Source organism: Xenorhabdus thuongxuanensis (genome assembly GCF_001908095.1).
In the GTDB taxonomy this organism is placed as follows: domain Bacteria; phylum Pseudomonadota; class Gammaproteobacteria; order Enterobacterales; family Enterobacteriaceae; genus Xenorhabdus; species Xenorhabdus thuongxuanensis.
On sequence record NZ_MKGR01000005.1, the window covers coordinates 1 to 20,131 of the forward strand.

At 43.2% G+C, this 20,131-nt stretch carries 19 protein-coding genes; 17 read left to right on the forward strand and 2 right to left on the reverse strand.

The features are described from left to right. The first annotated feature begins 386 nt into the window (after positions 1-386). Positions 387-1,220, forward strand: coding sequence for an endonuclease/exonuclease/phosphatase family protein (locus tag Xentx_RS04680; RefSeq protein ID WP_279625079.1), 834 nt, complete (start codon positions 387-389; stop codon positions 1,218-1,220). Between the two features lie 112 nt (positions 1,221-1,332). On the opposite strand, the gene Xentx_RS04685 is transcribed toward Xentx_RS04680, so the two are convergent. Further along, positions 1,333-2,718: an amino acid permease gene (locus tag Xentx_RS04685; protein ID WP_074019122.1), complete on the reverse strand. Its 1,386-nt coding sequence runs from the start codon at positions 2,716-2,718 to the stop codon at positions 1,333-1,335. Positions 2,719-2,885: 167 nt separating this feature from the next. Between Xentx_RS04685 and queE the strand changes: the two genes are divergently transcribed. Beyond that, positions 2,886-3,557: a 7-carboxy-7-deazaguanine synthase QueE gene (gene queE / locus Xentx_RS04690; protein ID WP_074019123.1), complete on the forward strand. Its 672-nt coding sequence runs from the start codon at positions 2,886-2,888 to the stop codon at positions 3,555-3,557. A 34-nt stretch (positions 3,558-3,591) separates the two neighbouring features. On the opposite strand, the gene queD is transcribed toward queE, so the two are convergent. Then, positions 3,592-3,954, reverse strand: coding sequence for a 6-carboxytetrahydropterin synthase QueD (gene queD / locus Xentx_RS04695; protein ID WP_074019124.1), 363 nt, complete (start codon positions 3,952-3,954; stop codon positions 3,592-3,594). Between the two features lie 276 nt (positions 3,955-4,230). Here queD and cysJ point away from each other — a divergent pair, with 276 nt between their 5' ends. From cysJ to rpoS, 15 genes are all read left to right on the forward strand, one after another. Next, on the forward strand, positions 4,231-6,039 hold the full coding sequence (gene cysJ / locus Xentx_RS04700; protein WP_074019262.1) for an NADPH-dependent assimilatory sulfite reductase flavoprotein subunit: 1,809 nt from the start codon (positions 4,231-4,233) through the stop codon (positions 6,037-6,039). A 1-nt stretch (position 6,040) separates the two neighbouring features. Beyond that, positions 6,041-7,780: an assimilatory sulfite reductase (NADPH) hemoprotein subunit gene (gene cysI / locus Xentx_RS04705; protein WP_074019125.1), complete on the forward strand. Its 1,740-nt coding sequence runs from the start codon at positions 6,041-6,043 to the stop codon at positions 7,778-7,780. Then, positions 7,777-8,511, forward strand: coding sequence for a phosphoadenylyl-sulfate reductase (locus Xentx_RS04710; RefSeq protein ID WP_074019126.1), 735 nt, complete (start codon positions 7,777-7,779; stop codon positions 8,509-8,511). The genes cysI and Xentx_RS04710 overlap by 4 nt, the downstream gene beginning before the upstream one ends. 279 nt (positions 8,512-8,790) lie before the next feature. After that, the gene (gene cysG, locus Xentx_RS04715; RefSeq protein ID WP_074019127.1) at positions 8,791-10,212 is read left to right on the forward strand and encodes a siroheme synthase CysG; all 1,422 of its coding nucleotides are present in this window, start codon (positions 8,791-8,793) and stop codon (positions 10,210-10,212) included. A gap of 10 nt (positions 10,213-10,222) precedes the next feature. Further along, positions 10,223-11,131, forward strand: a complete 909-nt coding sequence (cysD, locus tag Xentx_RS04720) for a sulfate adenylyltransferase subunit CysD (RefSeq protein WP_074019128.1) — start codon at positions 10,223-10,225, stop codon at positions 11,129-11,131. 11 nt (positions 11,132-11,142) lie between these two features. After that, positions 11,143-12,585 (forward strand): sulfate adenylyltransferase subunit CysN, encoded by a 1,443-nt coding sequence (cysN, locus tag Xentx_RS04725; protein ID WP_074019129.1) that lies wholly within the window; start codon positions 11,143-11,145, stop codon positions 12,583-12,585. Beyond that, entirely contained in the window at positions 12,586-13,185 is a 600-nt protein-coding gene (cysC, locus tag Xentx_RS04730; protein WP_074019130.1) for an adenylyl-sulfate kinase, read from the forward strand. Positions 13,186-13,393: 208 nt separating this feature from the next. Then, positions 13,394-13,687 (forward strand): cell division protein FtsB, encoded by a 294-nt coding sequence (gene ftsB, locus Xentx_RS04735; protein WP_074019131.1) that lies wholly within the window; start codon positions 13,394-13,396, stop codon positions 13,685-13,687. A gap of 32 nt (positions 13,688-13,719) precedes the next feature. Continuing rightward, entirely contained in the window at positions 13,720-14,565 is an 846-nt protein-coding gene (ispD, locus tag Xentx_RS04740; RefSeq protein WP_074019132.1) for a 2-C-methyl-D-erythritol 4-phosphate cytidylyltransferase, read from the forward strand. Then, the gene (gene ispF / locus Xentx_RS04745) at positions 14,562-15,035 is read left to right on the forward strand and encodes a 2-C-methyl-D-erythritol 2,4-cyclodiphosphate synthase (RefSeq protein WP_074019133.1); all 474 of its coding nucleotides are present in this window, start codon (positions 14,562-14,564) and stop codon (positions 15,033-15,035) included. Before ispD ends, ispF begins: the two co-directional genes overlap by 4 nt. 2 nt (positions 15,036-15,037) lie before the next feature. Further along, complete coding sequence (truD, locus tag Xentx_RS04750) at positions 15,038-16,084, forward strand: tRNA pseudouridine(13) synthase TruD (RefSeq protein WP_074019134.1); 1,047 nt, start codon at positions 15,038-15,040, stop codon at positions 16,082-16,084. Positions 16,085-16,194: 110 nt separating this feature from the next. Further along, positions 16,195-16,959, forward strand: a complete 765-nt coding sequence (gene surE / locus Xentx_RS04755; protein ID WP_074019135.1) for a 5'/3'-nucleotidase SurE — start codon at positions 16,195-16,197, stop codon at positions 16,957-16,959. After that, positions 16,953-17,579 (forward strand): protein-L-isoaspartate(D-aspartate) O-methyltransferase, encoded by a 627-nt coding sequence (locus tag Xentx_RS04760; protein WP_074019136.1) that lies wholly within the window; start codon positions 16,953-16,955, stop codon positions 17,577-17,579. Before surE ends, Xentx_RS04760 begins: the two co-directional genes overlap by 7 nt. A 168-nt stretch (positions 17,580-17,747) precedes the next feature. Beyond that, positions 17,748-18,719 carry a murein hydrolase activator NlpD gene (gene nlpD, locus Xentx_RS04765; RefSeq protein ID WP_083600882.1) on the forward strand — a complete coding sequence of 324 codons (972 nt, stop codon included), beginning with the start codon at positions 17,748-17,750 and terminating at the stop codon, positions 18,717-18,719. A gap of 54 nt (positions 18,720-18,773) precedes the next feature. Continuing rightward, positions 18,774-19,769, forward strand: coding sequence for an RNA polymerase sigma factor RpoS (gene rpoS / locus Xentx_RS04770; RefSeq protein ID WP_074019138.1), 996 nt, complete (start codon positions 18,774-18,776; stop codon positions 19,767-19,769). Positions 19,770-20,131 lie beyond the last annotated feature (362 nt).

Genomic DNA, 20,131 nt, shown 5'->3' on the forward strand with positions numbered 1-20,131 from the left:
TTAGCTTGAACGAAGAGAAAGCCGCGTCATTTAGGCGCAGTCGGTAACATGCCCTTATAGGGCTAGAGCAAACCACCCGCTATGCGGGTGGTTCTGATTGCCTAATCTATACAGCTTATTGCTTATATCCTTATATGTCTCTTGACCAAGAGAAATTTACTTCTTAAATATGATACTTTTTTGATACTTATCAAATATATTAATGTTTATTTTTTTAATATTAAATAAATCTACTAATTCTAATGAATAATTGTTTTACCAATATGTTGTGTTGTTATTATATAGTTACACAACTGTGTTGGTTTTTTAGGCACTAGAGATTGAAATCAATTACTAAGATGTCATATTAGTGGAGGTAAAAGGTATTGAGGTAAGCTGGGGGAAACTTGATCAGGAATAGTTACTTAAGAAAAAGCTGGGCGAGAAAAGATTACGCTCAAAAAAATTTTGCCATGAGATATGTTGCTGGACAGCCTGTAGAACGGGTTTTCCCTACTTGTAAGCAATTACTTGAGGATGCGTCGTTACCACGCGGAGAACCGCTTTTTGACCATAGTTGTGAGCTTTCTGTCGCTATCTGGAATATCTACAAACAACAGCGTCCATCATGGCAACATGTTTTGGCTTCTTTGATTGAGAAGAGTGACCTTGTCTTGCTACAAGAAGCACAAACCACCCCAGCCTTACTAAAGTTCATTACAAACAGTGGCTTAGTTGCAGATCAGGTTCCTGCATTTGCTATTCCTCAACACCCATCAGGTGTGATGACATTGGCATCGTCTTCACCGATTTATTGTTGCCCGCTGCGTGAAAAAGAACCGATATTCAGGCTATCTAAATCGTCATTAATTACGATTTATCCATTGCCAGATAAACGCCAGTTGATGGTGATAAACGTGCATGCCATCAACTTTAGCCTTGGTGTTGATGTTTATAGTCGGCAATTAAATAACATCGGTATTCATATAAATTTACATAATGGCCCCGTCATTTTTGCTGGAGATTTTAATGCGTGGAGTCGACAGAGATTAAAAATATTAGAACGTTTCGCACACCGTATGCACTTGAAAGAAGTATATTTTAATGACGATCATAGAACGATTGTTTTTGGCAAACCGCTGGATTTTGTTTTTTATCGTGAATTAAAAGTTTCCCGTGCAGCAGTTGTAATGACCGGTGCTTCTGATCACAACCCATTGATGGTGGACTTCTCTTTATGACGATTTCTCTGTGTGAGGATAATTGATGGATAAAGCAATTAATTGATCTTGTAGAGAAAAAATAAAAAAGCGTCGGAGATTACCGACGCTTTTTAAAACATACTTGAATAGTTCACTGGTTAGAAGAGCGTTTTGCGGATAGTTTATTCTTCACACCGAAGAAATAGGCCAGAGTTAGAATAAATACCCAACCTAGACCAACATATAATGCGTCTCTTGTTTGCTCAAAATAACCCAGCAATATGATGACACTGACCATGAAAACAAGCGTGATTATCGGGGCGATGGGCCACATCGGAATTGGAAATTTTAGTGTCTTGACTTCTTCTGCACTCATTTGGCGACGCATGGCAATTTGCGAGATTAAAATCATCAACCATACCCAGACGGTTGCAAATGTGGCAACAGAAGCGATAAGAATGAAGATTTCTTCAGGGATCAAATAATTAAGAACCACGCCAAGTAACAGAACCGCAGTCATGACAAGAACTGTCATCCATGGCACACCATTACGAGTTAATTTTTTGAATGATTCGGGAGCTTGTCCTTCTTGTGCCATACCATACATCATCCTGCCCGCACCAAAAATATCACTATTGATAGCGGAAATAGCAGCGGTAATCACGACCATATTCAGAATATTTGCAGCCGAATTAATGCCCAAATTGGAAAAAATCTGTACGAATGGGCTTCCATCTTGACCAATTTGATTCCATGGATAGATGCTCATCAGGATACACAGAGTCAAAACATAGAAGATCAAGATACGAAACGGGACAGCATTAATTGCCTGAGGGATCGTTTTTTCTGGATTTTTCGCTTCACTGGCAGTAATACCAATGACTTCTATGCCCCCAAAAGCGAACATAACAATGGCGAATGAGGCTATCACCCCACTGATACCATTTGGCATAAAGCCACCATGCTCCCATAAATTGGACAGGCCGGTTGCATGTTCAGTTGCTTGTCCGAACCCGTAAAACATAATGGCAAGGCCGCCAATAATCATGGCAATAATGGCGGTGACTTTAATGATTGAAAGCCAAAACTCCATTTCACCAAAGATTTTTACGTGACACAGATTCAAGGCACCAATAAAACATACAATTCCTAAAACCCAAATCCATTGATCAACATGTGGGAACCAGAGCTTCATATATGTGCCGAATGCGGTAATATCAGCCAAGCAAACAAACAGCATTTCAAGAATATAGATCCAGCCAGTTAAAAAACCGGCCAAAGGCCCCAGATAATGGCTGGCATATTGCGAAAAAGAACCAGAAACAGGATGGTGAACGGCCATTTCGCCTAGTGCTCTCATCACGATAAATACGGCAGCGCCGCCGAGTAAATAGGCCAGCAATACAGCGGGGCCAGCTTGCTGTATTGCTGCTGCTGAGCCATAAAACAGCCCCGTGCCTATTGCAGAGCCTAAAGCCATAAAGCGGATGTGCCGTACGCTTAGACCCTGTTTAAGCTGATTTTCATTATTTTGCATTCGTTATTCCCATCTATCCTTTCAGCCTGAGAGTATTTAGGCATACGACGCTCTGTCTGGCGTGAGATGCCAGCAAAAGCAACCCAATACGATACCATAAAGATGGATGTTCGCGGGATAGATATCTGTAATAATAACGGGCAGTTTATTAAAGCCAGAGTTTTTTTATGATTTACCCAATAAATGAAATCTTCCAAACTTTACAGGGAGAAGGAGTGTTTACCGGTGTGCCTTCGGTTTTCATTCGATTACAAGGATGTCCGGTAGGGTGCAGTTGGTGCGATACCAAACATACGTGGGAAAAAGAGGCTGATAAACAGCAGCCAATGGAAAATATCTTACTGAAATCGCAAGACAGTGATCTGTGGGGCGTTGCCAATGCAAAACAATTGCTGAGTATATTCACTCGTCAAGGTTATAGTGCGAAGCATATTGTTATTACCGGGGGAGAGCCGTGTTTATATGATTTGCGTCCTTTGACTGAAACATTGGAAAGTGAAGGCTATCAATGTCAGATTGAGACGAGTGGTACACATGTGATTCAGTGCTCTGATAGAACGTGGGTGACAGTTTCTCCGAAAGTGAAAATGCGTGGAGGCTATCAAGTTTTGCCTGAGGCTATTAAACGCGCTGATGAAATTAAGCATCCTGTCGGGCGGCAGCGCGATATTGAAGCATTAGATGAATTATTGACTATGCTTGATGGAAATCCTACTCCAGTTATTGCCTTACAGCCGATCAGCCAGAAAGAAGATGCTACCCGCTTATGCATCGAAACGTGTATTGCCCGTAATTGGCGTTTTTCGATGCAAACTCATAAGTACTTGAATATCGCCTAAATCTCATTCAGCACCAGGCTCTGGTGCTGAATCCTTATTCTCCCCGATAGATACAACCTGCGCTACAAGTCTCTTTAACCATGACAGCACTGAGTTGAGGTAATGTCGGTTTTAACTTCTCCCAGATCCACTTGGCCAACACTTCACTGGTTGGGTTTTCAAGTCCAGGAATCTCATTGAGATAGTGGTGATCGAGCCGTTCCCAGACAGGTTTAAAAGCCGCTTTGACATCGGCAAAATCCATGAGCCAGCCACTAAGCGGATCGACTTCTCCGGTGATTTCCAGACGTACCATAAATGAATGCCCATGCAAACGCCCACATTTGTGCCCTTCCGGTACGTGTGGAAGGCGATGCGCTGCTTCGAATTGAAAATCTTTAAAGATGGTTGTACTCATTGTGCTTTCCCCTGATTTCAAAAGGTCGGCTATTCTACCTGAACTTTGCGAGCTTAACGTGATTTTTCTGGAAGTAAAAAGCACAACGCTTAACGGCTTTATTGATATATTAAATCTGTAAATAAAGTTAGGCATTTTGGTTATGAGATATTGCGATCCTTTCTTTAAATACCGCTCCCATTTTGGGATAACCTTAATCAATTCATGTTAATGATTGGATTGATTGCTACATCTTTTACAACATGGATATTGGCTATAGCAAAAGGCAATGGGACAATGACCGCAAAACCACCTTCAATCGCATTACTACCTGTTTCTCCAGAACAATTATCACGCTTGCAATCTGCAATTAGCGATTTTTCTCCACATCAATTAGCTTGGTTGTCTGGCTATTTTTGGGGAATGGTAAATCATCAGCCACAAACTGGGGTAGAGACAACGACCGTTTCTGTGCAGGAAACAGTGACTTTGCTTTCCGCATCACAAACAGGCAATGCTCGTCGTCTGGCAGAACAGCTAAGAGATTCACTATTAGCTGAAAATATCAATGTAAACTTAATTAATGCAGGTGACTATAAATTTAAGAAAATTTCTCAGGAAAGTGTATTGATTGTTGTTGTTTCAACACAAGGTGAAGGTGAGCCCGCAGAAGAAGCTGTAGCACTCCATAAGTATCTCTATTCCAAAAAAGCACCATCAATGAAAGAGACGGTATATGCCGTATTTGGACTTGGGGATACGTCGTATGAAAACTTTTGTCAGGCAGGGAAAGATTTTGACAGTCGTCTGCATGAGCTTGGTGCTCAGCGTCTATTGGAGCGTGTTGATGCTGATGTGGAATACCAAGAACAAGCTGCTCAATGGTGTCAGCAAATTACGGATATTTTGAAGCAGCGTTTGTCAATACAAGCAAATGCTATCACTTCATCTGCTATTGCATCGATTATTCCAGCGCATGTCAAGGAAACCCAAACGTATACCAGAGAAAGTCCTCTAACGGCCTCTCTGTTGACTAATCAGAAAATAACAGGACATGGTTCTGACAAAGATGTTCGCCATATTGAAATTGATATAGGGGATTCAGGGCTGTGTTATCAGCCAGGGGATGTCCTTGGAGTTTGGTTTGAAAACGATCCGGCTTTAGTGGATGAATTAATAGCCTTGCTTTGGTTGGAAGGTTCAGAACAGGTCAATGTGCATGGAAAATCACTCCCATTGCGTGAGGCGCTGATTAGCTATGTAGAGTTGACCCAAAATACCGGAATGATTGTTGAGAAATATGCAGCGTTGGCGAAAGATGAAAAACTGTTATCGCTAGTCGCTAACAAACAAGCATTACAGCAATACGCCCAGACAACACCCATTGTAGATATGGTCAGAGCTGTTGCTTCACATCCTGAAGCCCAGCAATTTATTGATTTATTGCGCCCACTGACACCACGTCTTTATTCCATCTCCTCTTCACAATCTGAAGTGGAAAATGAAGTCCATATTACTGTGGGAGTAGTTCGTTATGACATTGAAGGGCGGGCTCGTACTGGCGGTGCGTCAGGTTATTTGGCGGATCGTTTGCAGGAAGATGACAACATCCGTGTGTTCATCGAACAGAACGACAATTTCCGTTTACCCGCCGATCCTAATACACCAATCATCATGATTGGGCCGGGAACGGGGGTTGCTCCGTTTAGGGCATTTTTGCAGCATCGTGACAGTCAGGGAGCTGAAGGTAAAAACTGGCTGTTTTTTGGTAACCCACATTTTGTTGAAGATTTTCTTTATCAGGTTGAATTCCAGCGCTACGTGAAAGAAGGCTTATTGACCCGTATTGATCTGGCATGGTCAAGGGATCAGCAGCATAAAGTCTATGTACAAGACAAATTGCGTGAACAGGGAGAAGAAGTCTGGCGCTGGATTCAGGATGGCGCCCATCTGTATGTTTGTGGCGATGCGAATCGCATGGCAAAAGATGTAGAACAGGCCCTATTGGGCATCATTTCACAACATAGTGGCATGGATGCTGAACAGGCTGATGAATTCTTGAGTGAATTGCGCCTTGAGCGCCGTTATCAGAGAGATATTTACTAACATGAGCAATGTGAGCAAAGAAAAACCAGATCCTTTGATCGTCGAAGGTAAACTGGCAGACAGTGAACGCATGAAGTTAGACAGCAATTATCTGAGAGGAACGATTAGCGAAGATTTAAAAAATGGGCTGACAGGTGGATTTGAGGGGGATAATTTCCTCCTTATCCGCTTTCATGGTATGTATCAGCAAGATGACCGTGATATTCGGGCAGAGCGCGCAGAACAAAAACTTGAACCACGCCATGCCATGATGTTGCGTTGTCGCCTGCCGGGGGGAATTATTACCCCACAGCAGTGGCTGGGTATTGATCGGTTTGCGACAGAAAATACGCTGTATGGCAGCATTAGATTGACCAACCGCCAGACATTCCAGTTTCATGGGATCTTAAAAAATAATCTCAAACCGGCACACCAATTATTGGCACAGATGGGATTGGATTCACTGGCTACCGCCAACGACGTCAATCGTAACGTGTTGTGTACATCTAATCCGGTGCAATCTGCGTTACACCAACAGGCTTACGAGTGGGCAAAAAAGATATCGGAACATCTGCTGCCTCGTACCAATGCGTATGCTGAGATCTGGTTGGATAAAGAAAAAATTGCAACAACCGATGAAGAACCGATTCTTGGTACTACTTATCTGCCACGTAAATTCAAAACATCGGTGGTGATCCCGCCACAAAATGATGTGGATCTGCATGCCAACGATATGAACTTTGTCGCCATTGCGGAAAATGATCAATTAATTGGCTTTAACGTATTGGTGGGCGGGGGATTAGCCATGACCCACGGCGACAAAAAAACCTTTCCACGGCTGGCGAGTGAATTTGGTTTTATTGCACTGGAGCACACACTGGCAATTGCAGAGGCGATAGTGACCACCCAACGTGATTGGGGTAACCGAACTGACCGTAAAAATGCGAAAACTAAATATACTCTTGAACGTGTGGGCATTGAAACCTTCAAACAAGAAGTTGAAAAACGTGCGGGCGTGAAATTTGCGACAATTCGCCCGTATCAATTCACTGGTCGGGGTGATCAAATTGGTTGGTTAAAAGGCATTGATGATCAATGGCATCTGACCTTATTTATTGAAAATGGCCGTGTATTGGATTATCCCAACAAGCCATTAAAAACTGGGATTGCAGAAATTGCGAAAATTCATAAAGGAGATTTTCGTCTGACTGCCAACCAAAACCTGATTGTGGCAGGGATACCTGAGAGTGAAAAATCGCAGATAGAAGAAATTGCCCGTGCTCATGGTTTAATTGACGATAGCGTGACAACTCTGCGTCACCACTCTATGGCTTGTGTTTCATTTCCTACTTGCCCGTTAGCGATGGCTGAAGCAGAACGTTTCTTGCCGACTTTTGTCGATCACGTTGATGCGTTAATGGAAAAGCATGGCGTTGGTGATAAAGAGATCATACTGCGTGTTACAGGCTGCCCCAATGGATGTGGCAGGGCGATGTTGGCAGAAATTGGGCTGGTGGGTAAAGCGCTTGATCGTTATAACCTGCATCTTGGGGGAAATCGCATAGGTGATCGAATTCCCCGCATGTACAGGGAAAATATCACATCAGCAGAGATCCTTGAGATACTAGATGAATTAATTGGTCGTTGGGCTTTGGAACGTCATATCGATGAATGTTTTGGTGATTTTCTGATCCGTGCTGATATCATCAAACCAGTATTGAATTCAGCCGTCGATTTTTATGATTGGCAGGAGGCAGTATGAACCGACTGAATTTATCGGAGCTGGTGGTACTGTCTCCAGAGCAACAAATCACATCATTGGCAGAAATCAATCAACAACTGGAGGTGTTGGATGCCAGTGAACGTGTGAGATGGGCATTGGAACATCTATCTGGCGAATTTGTGCTTTCCTCTAGTTTTGGTATTCAGGCAGCAGTTTGCTTGCATCTTGTGACGCGGGAGTACCCTGATATTCCCGTGGTTCTCACCGATACGGGATACTTATTTCCCGAAACTTATCAATTTATCGATAAACTGACTGAAAAACTCAATCTGAACTTGAAGATTTTTCGTGCGGAGCACTCACCGGTTTGGCAGGAAGCTCGTTATGGTAAATTATGGGAACAGGGAATAGAGGGGATAGAACGTTATAACCAAATCAACAAAGTTGAGCCTATGAACCGCGCATTAAAAACGCTGCAAGCGCAAAGTTGGTTTGCAGGTTTGCGCCGCCAGCAATCAGAAAGTCGTACCAATTTACCTGTGCTGGCAATTCAACGAGGAGTGTTCAAAATCCTGCCCATTATTGATTGGGACAATCGGCAGGTACATCAATACCTGATAAAGCATGGTCTTGAATACCATCCATTATGGGAGCAAGGTTACCTTTCTGTCGGGGATACTCATACCACCCAAAAATGGGAACCAGGTATGAGTGAAGAACAAACTCGTTTTTTTGGCCTGAAACGTGAGTGTGGTTTGCACGAAGGTTAAATTAATATTACAGATCACAACAATTTCTATTAGACAGCGCATCTCGCAAAAAGAAGCGCTGTTTTTTTTATTCTGAATATCTTGCTTAATCGGCCTTATAACATACGAAAAAATTATCTTATGCGATTCAGGAACAAATAATTACTTTTTGTCATTTCATAACCTGATCACAGCCTCATATATTCATCTTCTGGTCATCATAATAATTAAGAGCTATATCCTTTGTGACTTGAAATCCATAGGGTAGAACATGAATAGGCTCTAACGTGGGATGGTATTGTGGATTATTTACCTTTATTTATTGAACTTAAAGCCCGATCTGTACTGCTGGTTGGAGGCGGAGAAATCGCCTCTCGCAAAGCAGACCTATTACTTCGTACTGGTGCAGCGTTAACGGTTGTTGCTCCTGAGCTACACGTAGAACTGCAACAACGTCATCAAAAAGGAGAAATTGAGTGGTTACAGGGAACATTTAAAACAGAATACCTTGATGGCGTATTTTTAGTGATCGCTGCCACAGACGATCACAACCTAAATCAACATATTTTTGTCGAAGCCAATAAGCGCGCTATCCTGACTAATGTTGTGGATAACCAACCACTCTGTTCGGCAATTTTCCCATCAATTATTGATCGCTCCCCAGTTATTGTGGCTATTTCATCGGCTGGAAAATCTCCGGTATTAACCAGATTATTGCGAGAAAAGTTGGAATCTTTGCTCCCATTTAGCCTTGGTACAATGGCAAATATTGCGGGGCGCTGGCGCGAACGCGTGAAACAACGTCTTACTTCCATACGTCAACGGCGCCATTTTTGGGAAAAGGCGTTTAATGGGCGTTTTGCCACACTGATCGCCAATGGACAATTACAACAAGCAGAAGAGCAACTTGAACAGCAGTTGGCACAAGGTAATTCTCATTCCCAAGGAGAACTCGCGCTGGTAGGTGCTGGGCCAGGTGATCCGGGATTATTAACCTTAAAAGGTTTGCAAGTGATCCAGCAGGCTGACGTCATTCTTTATGACCACTTAGTGAGTGCAGAAGTTCTGGAATTAGTTCGCCGTGATGCAGACAAAATCTGTGTTGGAAAAAGAGCGGGTAATCACTCCGTGGCACAGGAAGAAACCAACCGACTTATCATCAAATTAGCGAATCAGGGGAAAAAAGTGGTTCGCTTAAAAGGTGGCGATCCCTTTATTTTTGGCCGTGGTGGAGAGGAATTACAAGTTGCGGTAGCAGCAGGGATCCCTTTTCAAGTCGTGCCTGGCATTACGGCAGCGGTAGGTGCTTCTGCTTACGCAGGTATCCCATTGACCCACAGAGAACACGCGCAAAGTGTCACCTTTATTACCGGACATTGCCGTGAAAATGGTGATGAATTGGATTGGCCTGCACTAGCGCGGTGTAATCAAACATTAGCCATTTATATGGGGATCATGAAAGCAGCCTTGATCAGCCAAAAGCTGATTTCGCATGGTCGGGATAGTAGTACCCCCGTCGCTGTGATTGGTTGTGGCACTCGCCCAGAACAACAAGTATTGACCGGAACCTTGTCCGAATTGGAGCGATTGGCACAAAAAGTACCATCACCCGCCTTGCTGGTAATAGGAGAGGTGGCTCAACTCCACCATCAGATAGGATGGTTTGAACATGGAAATGCTTCTGGTCAAATAAATCGCCCTGCCGTGATTGATTTAGTATAAGGAGTGCCCAATGGACGAAAAAAGACTGACACACTTACAGCAACTTGAAGCTGAAAGTATCCATATTATTCGGGAAGTGGCTGCTGAATTTGCCAACCCCGTCATGCTCTATTCGATTGGCAAAGATTCCTCTGTGATGCTGCATCTTGCACGTAAAGCATTTTATCCGGGAAAACTGCCTTTCCCTTTATTGCATGTAGATACAGGCTGGAAATTTCAGGACATGTACGACTTCCGTGATCGTACAGCGGAAAAATATGGTTTTGAGTTATTGGTTTACCGCAATCCACAAGGAGAGGAGTTGGGAATTAATCCTTTTATTCATGGCAGTGCTAAACATACCGATATCATGAAAACAGAAGGATTGAAGCAGGCCTTGGATAAATATGGCTTTGATGCAGCATTTGGCGGTGCGCGGCGTGATGAAGAAAAATCGCGCGCTAAAGAACGAATTTACTCATTCCGTGACCGTTCCCATCGCTGGGATCCCAAAAACCAGCGCCCCGAACTTTGGCGCAACTATAACGGCCAGATTAACAAAGGGGAAAGTATCCGTGTCTTCCCATTATCTAACTGGACAGAGTTGGATATCTGGCAATACATCTACTTGGAGCAGATCGATATCGTCCCCCTTTATTTTGCTAAATCCCGTCCGGTTGTTCAGCGTGAGGGGACATTAATTATGGTTGACGATGATAGAATCGATCTGAAAGCAGGGGAAGTCATTAGCCAGCGTAAAGTGCGCTTTAGGACACTTGGCTGCTGGCCATTGACAGGGGCTGTGGAATCAGAAGCAGAAACGTTGCCGGAAATCATCGAAGAGATGTTGATATCAACCACTAGCGAACGGCAAGGGCGGCTGATTGATAGTGATCAGTCAGGTTCTATGGAGCTGAAAAAGCGCCAGGGTTATTTTTAAGGAGTCCAGATATGCCAGCACTTGCATATAATGAAACCATTGCTAGTCAGATCAAGCAACAAGGCGGAGTTGAAGCCTATCTTCGGGAGCAGCAGGAGAAAGGATTACTGCGCTTTTTAACCTGCGGCAGCGTGGATGATGGCAAAAGTACATTAATTGGCCGCTTATTGCATGACACCCGCCAAATTTATGAGGATCAACTTGCAACCTTACAAAGCGACAGCAAGCGAATAGGAACTCAGGGAGAAAAACTCGATCTGGCTTTATTAGTTGATGGATTGGCGGCTGAACGGGAACAGGGCATCACCATTGACGTCGCATATCGCTATTTCTCCACAGAAAAGCGTAAATTCATCATTGCGGACACTCCAGGGCATGAACAATACACCCGCAATATGGCGACAGGCGCCTCAACCAGTGAACTTTCTATTTTATTGATCGATGCACGCAAAGGTGTTCAGGAACAAACTCGCCGTCATAGTTTTATCAGTACCTTGCTGGGTATTCGTCACTTGGTGGTGGCAGTCAATAAAATGGATTTGATTGAATATCAACAAGATATATTTGAGCAGATTAAGCAAGATTATTTGAATTTTGCGGCACAATTACCTACTGACCTAAACATCTATTTCGTCCCAATTTCGGCGTTGGAAGGGGATAACATTGTCACCCGCAGTGAAAAAATAGCGTGGTATATGGGAGAAACGCTACTGGATATTCTGGAATCCGTAGACGTAAAAATAAAAGCGACGGAACAGCCCTTGCGTTTCCCAGTACAGTATGTCAACCGTCCAGATCTTGATTTTCGTGGATATAGCGGCACATTGTCATCGGGCGTTTTATGGCAAGGTCAGCAAATAAAAGTTATGCCATCAGGTGTGGTTTCTACAGTGGAAAGAATTGTCACTTTTAATGGTGATCTCACATTTGCCGTGCCTGGAGAGGCTATTACCATCGTACTAAAAGATGAAATAGATATTAGCCGTGGTGATTTACTGATTGCTGTTGAAGATCAAATGAGCGCGACCCGCCATGCTTTGGTTGATGTCGTCTGGATGTCAGAACAGCCACTAATTCAAGGGCAAAGTTTGGATATCAAAGTAGCAGGCAAAAAAAGCCGTGGCAAAGTCGATAATGTTCAATATCAGGTGGATATTAACAACCTGACACAGAAAGTTGCGGTTGAATTACCTCTTAATGCAATTGGTCGGGTGGAGTTTTCATTTGATGAACCTTTATTGCTCGACAGCTACGCGCAACATGCAGATACCGGTGGAATTATCCTGATTGATCGTCTGACCAATGTTACTGTAGGCGCTGGATTAGTGCGTGAAATTCAGGCAGGTGTTTACGAGGAGCCTAAGGAGTACAGTGAATTTGAACTGGAACTTAACCAATTAGTTCGTCGCCACTTCCCACACTGGGGAGTACGTGATCTATTGGGAGGAAAATAAGTGGCTCAGGAGAATATCGTCTGGCATTCACATGTTTTGGATAGGGTGCAGCGGGAAAGCGTAAATGGGCATCCTGCATTGGTGATTTGGTTCACAGGACTATCAGGTTCAGGAAAATCCACTCTTGCAGGCGCATTGGAACAGGCATTGTTTGTTCGGGGTATCAAAACATACTTACTGGATGGCGATAATGTGCGTCATGGCCTATGCAGTGATTTAGGCTTTTCTGAAATAGATCGGCAGGAAAATATCCGACGAGTCGGTGAAGTCGCAAAATTGATGGTTGATGCGGGTCTGGTTGTCCTGACAGCCTTTATTTCCCCTCATAGGGCAGAACGGCAAAAAATACGCAACTTAATAGAAGAGGGGCGATTTATTGAAGTGTATGTTGATACGCCACTGGAGATATGTGAATTACGTGATCCCAAAGGACTATATAAAAAGGCACGAGCGGGAGAATTACACAATTTCACCGGAATTGATGCTGACTATGAAGCTCCCGAACAGCCAGAAATCTATTTGGATGGTTCACAATCTGTAGAATCTTCGGTTGAAAAACTGCTTTTTGCCCTGAAAAACTACGAAATCCTGCCAACTTAACGATCAAACCCAACAAACTGTCATGAAACACATTATTATTGTTAGTGAAATAATGTGTTTCTACACTCAGTTAATGCAATGTATTTCTGTTATATCGTGCAATCCTGTTTTGCAAGTGGCCTTAAAATGGTTTTGCGAATGGTTTTGTGAGAGTCGGTGGCGTCATGCTTTCAGTTGTGGGATGATTAGCGGGTTTTCAGGGGGGGAGATGGGCAAACTAACGCTACTATTATTGATTCTGCTGGGATGGTTACAGTATTCGCTGTGGTTCGGCAAAAATGGCATTCACGATTATGCGCGGGTTAAGGCTGAAGTTGATAAACAAGGGGCTGATAACCTTAAACTGAAAGCACGTAATGACCAGCTATTTGCTGAAATTAAGGATCTTAAAGGGGGTCAGGAAGCGATTGAAGAACGCGCTCGTAATGAATTGGGCATGATTAAACCAGGAGAATCTTTTTATCGTATGGTGCCAGATACCTCAAAACATAATGCGCAATAATCTTTAAATCAAAACAGTAAATAATAATCGAAATGAATAAGTCACAACTTCATTCCCCTGCTGATGTTCCTTTTGCTGACAATGCTTGTGTTAAAAATCATGATATTGTCGAAGATCAAAATGTTGCTGAGATCATCGCCATGATCCCTGCTGCGGGTATTGGTAGCAGGATGAAATCAGATTGCCCAAAACAGTATCTGAACGTTGCCGGAAAAACAATTCTTGAACATACCTTAGCAGCACTGTTTGAGCATCCTCGTATACAACGCGTTATTATTGCGTTGAATCCTGCTGATACACAATTTGCACAATTGCCCATCGCTTCTGATCCAAGAATTACGACAGTGATTGGCGGTGAAGAGCGAGCTGATTCGGTTCTGGCTGGGTTAGAGCATCTGGCTAGTTTGCCTACAGACAGGGCAATTTGGGTCTTAGTGCATGATGCCGCCCGTCCTTGTCTTCATAGAAATGATCTCGATAGCTTGCTACGAATTATTGATCACAACGCAGTATCTCCTGACATATGTGGTGGATTGTTAGCATCACCTGTGAGGGATACTATGAAACGCATGGTATCGCTATCATTGTCAGGATCATCCACAATTAACCACACATTGATTGCCCATACCGTTGACCGTAACGGACTTTGGCATGCTTTGACTCCACAATTATTCCCTTTGCAGTTATTGCGTGATTGTTTGATCAAAGCACTTGCAGATCAAGCCTGTATCACCGATGAATCTTCGGCGCTTGAGCATTGTGGTTATCGTCCTGTGCTAATTAATGGACGAGCAGACAATATCAAAGTGACCCAGCCTGAAGATTTGGCACTGGCGGAATTTTACCTATCCCAAAAAGCTAAGGAATCTATCGTATGAGAATTGGACACGGTTTTGATGTGCATAAATTTGGTGGAGAAGGGCCATTAGTCATTGGCGGTGTCCGCATTCCTTATGAACAAGGCTTAATTGCCCATTCAGATGGTGATGTTGCTTTGCACGCTGCTACAGATGCCCTATTAGGGGCAGCAGCATTGGGCGATATTGGTAAATTATTTCCCGATACCGATCCTGCTTTCAAAGGTGCAGATAGTCGTGAATTATTGAAAGAAGCCTACCGCCGTATCCGTGCGAAGGGCTATCGGATAGGGAACTTGGATATCACCATCATTGCACAGGCACCGAAAATGTTGCCGCATATTCCCCAGATGCGGGTTAATCTGGCGGAAGATCTTGAATGCCATATGGATGATGTTAACGTTAAAGCAACAACAACGGAAAAACTGGGGTTTGTTGGCCGTAAAGAAGGTATTGCCTGCGAAGCGGTTGCTTTGTTGGTAAAGGAATAAGCATGACTTTGAGTGAATTACATTGGCTTTATGGCCGACCGGAAGCGACTGGCATTGTTAAAGCCACGCCAGAAGATTTTATTGTTCGCGAAGACTTGGGGTTTTCTCCTGATGGAGAAGGCGAACACTTAATGGTACATATCCGTAAAACAGGATGTAACACCCAATTTGTCGCGGATCATCTTGCTCGTTTTGCCAAAATACCCGCTCGTTCTGTCAGTTATGCGGGATTGAAAGATCGTAACGCAGTGACGGAACAGTGGTTCTGTTTACATATACCGGGGAAACAAGATCCAGATTTCACGGCATTTCAACTTGAAGGTTGTGAGGTGCTGGCAACTTCCCGCCAGAAACGCAAGCTACGGATTGGCGTATTGAAAGGCAATGATTTCACTCTGGTATTAAGAGAAATTTCTGACCGACAATCTGTGGAAAAACGCTTGCAGCAGATAGCACAAACTGGCGTTCCAAATTACTTTGGTGAACAGCGTTTCGGGCGAGATGGGCAAAATTTAGTTCAGGCTCAACGCTGGGCAGCTAATGAGATCCATGTCAAGGAACGCAACCGCCGCAGTTTTTACCTTTCTGCCTGTCGCAGCGCGATGTTTAATACTGTTGCCAGCAGGCGTATCGCTCAGGGTGAGCACCAGAAAGTAAAAAATGGCGATGCATTACAATTAACAGGGCGCGGTAGCTGGTTTGTGGCTGATGAACCTGAATTGTCGGTATTACAGCAGCGAGTAATGGATGGAGAGTTACAGATAACGGCTCCTTTACCGGGCGACAAAGCATTAGGAACGCAGGATCAGGCTCTGGGTTTCGAACAACAATGCTTATTGGATTACGAAGCTCTTTGGGCATTAGTCAAACGTGAGCGTGTGGAAAGCGCCCGTCGGGCAATATTGGTGAAACCGCTTGACTTGCGTTGGGAATGGCAGGACGACCAAACTGCCATTCTGCATTTCTCTTTGCCATCTGGTAGCTTTGCAACCAGCGTTGTTAGAGAACTGATCAATCAGGATCTTGGCTCTTCCCTTGATATGGCCTGAATGCAAAGCACTCTACAAAACTGTCAACGTCATGCTAAGATCAAACACACACAGGGTAAATTACCATATTAACCTGTTTTATTTTTTATTAAAATCAATGAGATATATCAATGCTGCGGATATTGCTGAGTAACGATGATGGTGTCACCGCACCAGGTATTCAAACCTTAGCGGCTACATTGCGGAAATACTATCATGTTCAGGTCGTTGCACCTGACCGTAACCGTAGTGGTGCGTCGAATGCCTTAACGTTGGATCGCCCTTTGCGCATCAACACTCTGAACAATGGTGATATTTCTGTTCAGGAAGGTACACCGACGGATTGTGTCTATTTGGGCGTGAATAATTTGGTACGCCCTCGTCCTGACATTGTCGTTTCTGGCATCAACTGTGGCCCTAACCTTGGTGATGATGTGATCTACTCTGGCACGGTCGCGGCTGCCATGGAAGGACGTCACTTAGGCTTACCCGCACTGGCGGTATCACTCAATGGTGACCAACATTACGAAACGGCGGCAGAAGTGACAGTGCGTTTATTAGCTCTGTTGCAAAAATCCCCATTGAGGGCGGGCAATATTTTGAATGTTAATGTACCTGATATTCCCATTGAACAAATCAAGGGATTTCGGGTGACGCGATGCGGTCGCCGTAGTGCTGCTGAGCAAGTTTATGCCATGGAAGATCCCAAAGGCAATATGCTCTATTGGATAGGCCCTCCGGGAGAAAAGAGTGATTTTGGGCCTGAGACAGATTTTGCTGCGATAGAAGAAGGATTTGTCTCCATTACCCCTTTGCAAGTGGACTTAACTGCTTATAAAGTTCAGGAGCTGATAAGTGATTGGTTGGCAAAAGTCGGGGATATTGGGGAATGTTAAACCGATCAATGAAAAATTTGTTGGCGCAACTGCGTCAGCAAGGAATTCACGACGAGCACCTGTTGGAGGTTATTGGCAAAGTACCTAGAGAATGTTTTGTGGATGAAGCTCTCGCACATAAGGCATATGAAAATACCGCATTGCCTATTGGTCATGGGCAAACTATATCCCAACCTTATATTGTCGCTCGCATGACAGAGTTGCTGAATTTAACCCCTGAATCCAATGTATTGGAAATTGGAACCGGCTCAGGTTATCAAACAGCAATACTTGCTCACTTAGCCAGACGCGTTTTCTCCGTAGAGCGGATTAAAGGTTTGCAGTGGCAGGCTAAGCGCAGATTGAAGCAACTCGATCTACACAATATCTCAACCCGCCACAGTGATGGTTGGGATGGATGGCCATCAAAAGGGCCTTTTGATGCCATCATTGTCACAGCCGCACCACCAGAAATTCCTCAGGCATTACTCCAGCAACTTGCCGATGGAGGCGTGATGGTTTTACCTGTCGGCGAGCGTACTCAGTTACTAAAAGTGGTACATCGTTATGGGAATGATTTTCATGGCGACGTTATCGAACCTGTCCGTTTTGTCCCCCTAATTCAAGGCGAACTAGCATAATCAGCTAATTTATTTGAGGGGATAGTTTTAAATTGGCTGTTATTTTTTCTGAAATTAAGCAAAATGTTTCGCTTTAAATATTTTGTAATCCTAAATTTTTATAAATCATCATTATTTGCACTTATATTTGCCTTTATGGGGGAATAAAGTATGAATCTAGAAAACTCAATGAAAAAAATAAAATGGATAATTGCCAGTACCGTTATGGGAGCCGTACTGGTAGGTTGTAGCAATACACCAAATCGTCCGGCCCCAATAGTGAATATCGATACAAATCGCGTATCAGATAATCATGCTATTAAAGACCGTCATCTAGTGAATAATTCTGCTAATAGCAGTTCATCTCAAGGAAGAATTATTTATAACCGTAATTACGAAAATATTCCCAAAGGAAGCTACAACGGGAGTACTTATACGGTTAAACATGGTGATACTTTGTTTTATATAGCCTGGATTACAGGCAACGATTTCCGTGATCTGTCTCTCAGAAATAATATTTCAGAGCCTTATAGCTTAAATGTTGGTCAAGTCCTGAGAATAGGTAATCCAACCTCCAAAAATGGTGTATTAATAGCATCAAATAGTACTAAATCTAAAATTGGTCAGGTTGATTTTCAAAAAATTAATGCGTATCCTGCAAATATTGATAGACCAAGGTCAGAAAAAATGTTGCCAAAAGAAACCATTTCTAATGGCAATGATTTTTCCTCAAAAGTATCTATAGCAACGGATACAGGGGTAAATAACGCTATTAATGGTATAGATACGATTAATAGTTGGAGATGGCCGGCAGAAGGAAAAATTCTTGAAGGCTTCACTGATTCTCAAGGAGGAAATAAAGGCATCGATATTACGGGGAATCGTGGCCAACCCGTATTTGCTACATCCAGTGGGAAAGTGGTTTATGCCGGAAATGCATTACGTGGCTATGGAAATCTAATAATAATAAAACATAACGATGACTACCTAAGTGCTTATGCGCACAACGATACCTTATTGGTTCGTGAGCAACAGGATGTTCAAGCGGGGCAAAAAATTGCCACTATGGGTAGCACTGGAACAAGTTCAGTAAGATTACATTTTGAAATTCGCTATAAGGGAAAATCCGTAAACCCGCTGCGTTATCTTCCGCAGCGATAAACCGGGGCAGGGATCTGAAATTCCTGCCCGCATTATCATGGGTAGGAGTAGCTGATGAGCCAAGGTACGCTTAAAGTTAATGAGTTGTATGATGATGCGAATTTAGACGAAAATAGCATGGAAGCTGATGACTTTGATGAAGCGTTGCTGAAAGATGAGGATGATATAACTGGTCTTGATGAAGATTTGGATTTGTTGCAAGGAGTAAACCAACGGGTACTTGATGCAACCCAGCTTTATCTTGGAGAGATTGGTTTCTCACCTCTGCTGACAGCAGAGGAAGAGGTTCTTTTCGCCAGACGAGCACTGCGAGGGGATGTTGCTGCACGCCAACGCATGATTGAAAGTAACTTGCGATTGGTTGTGAAAATATCCCGCCGATATAGCAATCGTGGATTAGCACTGCTAGATCTGATTGAAGAAGGTAACCTTGGGCTTATTCGTGCAGTGGAAAAATTTGACCCTGAAAGAGGTTTTCGTTTTTCCACTTATGCGACATGGTGGATCCGTCAAACAATTGAACGAGCCATTATGAATCAAACTCGCACAATTCGCTTGCCTATTCATATAGTCAAAGAATTGAATGTCTATTTACGTACTGCAAGAGAACTGGCACATAAATTGGACCATGAACCGAGTATTGAAGAAATTGCGGAAAAACTGGATAAACCTGTTGAAGACGTAAGTCGTATGATGCGGCTGAACGAACGCATTACTTCTGTCGATACACCAATTAGTGGTGATTCAGATAAGGCATTATTGGATATTTTATCTGATGAAAACGATTCAGGGCCAGAAACAACTATTCAAGATGATGATATGAAACAGAGTATCGTGAAATGGTTGTTTGAACTGAATGCAAAACAGCGCGAAGTTTTGGCTCGTCGTTTCGGTTTGCTTGGATACGAAGCTGAAACATTGGAAGATGTTGGGCGAGAAATTGGTTTAACAAGAGAGAGAGTTCGTCAAATTCAAGTTGAGGGATTGCGCCGTCTTAGAGATATATTGCATACCCAAGGTTTGAATATAGAATCATTATTCCGTACCTAATTCTTTATATCTGAGAACGTATACCTAAGAAATTTCAAATTGTGGCGTAGTGGAAAATGAACGAATTTCCAGAAACAAAGATAATTAGACAACTTGGTGATGGCAAGAGTAGAAGTAATTCCCGAAGTGACAGTTGAAAAGATAAAGGTATAAAGAAGATCAAGGTATATAGATGGTAACCCTAAGGTGGGCTTATAAATAAGCCCACCTTTTATTATGGCTTTAGCCAGTTTAAGATGCGTTAGCTTCTTAAACATAAAACCACCCGCTATGCGGGTGGAGTTCAAGGGTTATACCAAGAAAAACACCTTTCCGTTACGATATAGATGTTCAAGCTAATATACGTAACTTAAATAAGGAAA

Excerpts from the sequence above, each read along its gene's own strand:
- Xentx_RS04685 (WP_074019122.1), bottom strand. The coding sequence starts at position 2,718 with ATGCAAAATAATGAAAATCAGCTTAAACAGGGTCTAAGCGTACGGCAC.
- queE (WP_074019123.1), top strand. The coding sequence starts at position 2,886 with ATGATTTACCCAATAAATGAAATCTTCCAAACTTTACAGGGAGAAGGA.
- queD (WP_074019124.1), bottom strand. The coding sequence starts at position 3,954 with ATGAGTACAACCATCTTTAAAGATTTTCAATTCGAAGCAGCGCATCGC.
- cysJ (WP_074019262.1), top strand. The coding sequence starts at position 4,231 with ATGACCGCAAAACCACCTTCAATCGCATTACTACCTGTTTCTCCAGAA.
- cysI (WP_074019125.1), top strand. The coding sequence starts at position 6,041 with ATGAGCAATGTGAGCAAAGAAAAACCAGATCCTTTGATCGTCGAAGGT.
- Xentx_RS04710 (WP_074019126.1), top strand. The coding sequence starts at position 7,777 with ATGAACCGACTGAATTTATCGGAGCTGGTGGTACTGTCTCCAGAGCAA.
- cysD (WP_074019128.1), top strand. The coding sequence starts at position 10,223 with ATGGACGAAAAAAGACTGACACACTTACAGCAACTTGAAGCTGAAAGT.
- cysN (WP_074019129.1), top strand. The coding sequence starts at position 11,143 with ATGCCAGCACTTGCATATAATGAAACCATTGCTAGTCAGATCAAGCAA.
- ftsB (WP_074019131.1), top strand. The coding sequence starts at position 13,394 with ATGGGCAAACTAACGCTACTATTATTGATTCTGCTGGGATGGTTACAG.
- ispD (WP_074019132.1), top strand. The coding sequence starts at position 13,720 with ATGAATAAGTCACAACTTCATTCCCCTGCTGATGTTCCTTTTGCTGAC.
- ispF (WP_074019133.1), top strand. The coding sequence starts at position 14,562 with ATGAGAATTGGACACGGTTTTGATGTGCATAAATTTGGTGGAGAAGGG.
- truD (WP_074019134.1), top strand. The coding sequence starts at position 15,038 with ATGACTTTGAGTGAATTACATTGGCTTTATGGCCGACCGGAAGCGACT.
- surE (WP_074019135.1), top strand. The coding sequence starts at position 16,195 with ATGCTGCGGATATTGCTGAGTAACGATGATGGTGTCACCGCACCAGGT.
- Xentx_RS04760 (WP_074019136.1), top strand. The coding sequence starts at position 16,953 with ATGTTAAACCGATCAATGAAAAATTTGTTGGCGCAACTGCGTCAGCAA.
- nlpD (WP_083600882.1), top strand. The coding sequence starts at position 17,748 with ATGAAAAAAATAAAATGGATAATTGCCAGTACCGTTATGGGAGCCGTA.
- rpoS (WP_074019138.1), top strand. The coding sequence starts at position 18,774 with ATGAGCCAAGGTACGCTTAAAGTTAATGAGTTGTATGATGATGCGAAT.